This is a genomic window from Neobacillus drentensis (assembly GCF_036966985.1).
Taxonomy (GTDB): domain Bacteria; phylum Bacillota; class Bacilli; order Bacillales; family Cytobacillaceae; genus Neobacillus; species Neobacillus drentensis_E.
Genome location: NZ_JBALSN010000629.1, coordinates 1 through 1,343 on the forward strand (window position 1 = coordinate 1; position 1,343 = coordinate 1,343).

Annotated in this window: 3 protein-coding genes; 2 read left to right on the forward strand and 1 reads right to left on the reverse strand. The window is 33.4% G+C overall.

Annotation, left to right across the window (positions count from 1 at the left end):
• Nucleotides 1-326: 326 nt before the first annotated feature.
• Entirely contained in the window at nt 327-554 is a 228-nt protein-coding gene (locus tag V7659_RS29395) for a hypothetical protein (protein ID WP_335543578.1), read from the reverse strand.
• A 277-nt stretch (nt 555-831) separates the two neighbouring features.
• Between V7659_RS29395 and V7659_RS29400 the strand changes: the two genes are divergently transcribed.
• Together V7659_RS29400 and V7659_RS29405 are read left to right on the forward strand one after the other, a co-directional pair.
• Entirely contained in the window at nt 832-1,047 is a 216-nt protein-coding gene (locus tag V7659_RS29400) for a (4Fe-4S)-binding protein (protein ID WP_026564937.1), read from the forward strand.
• 31 nt (nt 1,048-1,078) lie between these two features.
• Nucleotides 1,079-1,343 (forward strand): GNAT family N-acetyltransferase (locus V7659_RS29405; protein ID WP_335543579.1); only part of this gene is annotated, 265 nt, incomplete at its 3' end.

Genomic DNA, 1,343 nt, shown 5'->3' on the forward strand with positions numbered 1-1,343 from the left:
TTCCTTCTTTAACAAACCTGCCTAGTTAGTTAAAGAAGCTACAATAAATACTTTATACATAATCTTACTGAAAACGTACAAAAAGCAGTGTAATTACATATGAGAAACACACTGCTTCTATAACTGTTTACATATTTGTTTTTTTACTATGCGGGTACCTCAAATGAGATCGGCTTAAGTAATAAGCTAAGCATTTTTTTATCGCACGTTAGGGGTCTGGCCCTATCCTTACGGTGCAGCCTTTTGGCGCATGTTCTTCTAAATGTTTTTTGATCAACCCCTGAATCTTTAAAAGATTAGTGAACATCTCACTAACCTTCTACCACTTATTTTCCACTTATCTCGAAAACTCTCACATTACCAGACACTTCATTTGCTACAAGTAGCAATGGATTTCCAGTCGGATTATCCTTTGCTTCCACTAAGCAAAGTCCTTCCGGGGCCAGGTCTCCGCTTGTCGAAGTGTCGGTTCCTGCAAAATCTCGTAGGTTTATATAATCATAGAACTTTACATTTTCTAATTTATTGATATCCACAGCATTATTAGATTTCAACTATTACAGGAATGCCGCCCCTTTACTGTTTATATTTCTGTGGAATAAAATCCAATTATAAATAACTTCACTACGTCTATATTATTTTATTTTTAAATAACAAGCCTCAAATTGGAGATTCCTCGTAACATAAAGTACTATTAAATTGATATTGTTTTTCAAAAATTTATAATGTTGCTACAAAGTGGCTCGTTTGTTGGTAAAAACCCATCATACAGTTTTGTGAAATATAAATTTAAAATTATTATTCCCACAGAACTATTAGAAGGAGGATATTATGAGCGAAAATATTAAAACTTATGAAGCTGAAGGTATCAAAATATATTGGAAATCCAATATTTGCAAACATGCAGCAGAATGTGTAAAGGGATTGCCCAGTGTATTCAATACCCAGAAAAGACCTTGGGTATCACCACAGAATGCAACAGCTGAAAAAATCATGGAAGTGATTGATCGTTGTCCAAGCAGAGCACTTACTTATGAGCAAAAATAAACAGAACTAAAAAAGTTAGGAGAATGTGGAAATGACTGAAATTAAAATGGGCAAGAATGAATTCTATATTGAGGAATCTAATGAAATTATTGCAAGAATTCAATTTATCCCAAGCGGAAAAGATGTAAGTGGAAGAAATTTAATTATTGTAAACCATACAGTTGTATACGATGGACATAATGGTCGTGGATTGGGCAAAGAATTAGTAAACAAGATAGCTGAATATGCAAGAGATGAAAACTTATATATTATTCCTGTATGTCCTTACGCAAAAAGTGTTCTTGAAAGTAAGGAAG

Coding starts and splice junctions, on each gene's coding strand:
- V7659_RS29400 (WP_026564937.1), top strand. CDS start 832: ATGAGCGAAAATATTAAAACTTATGAAGCTGAAGGTATCAAAATATAT.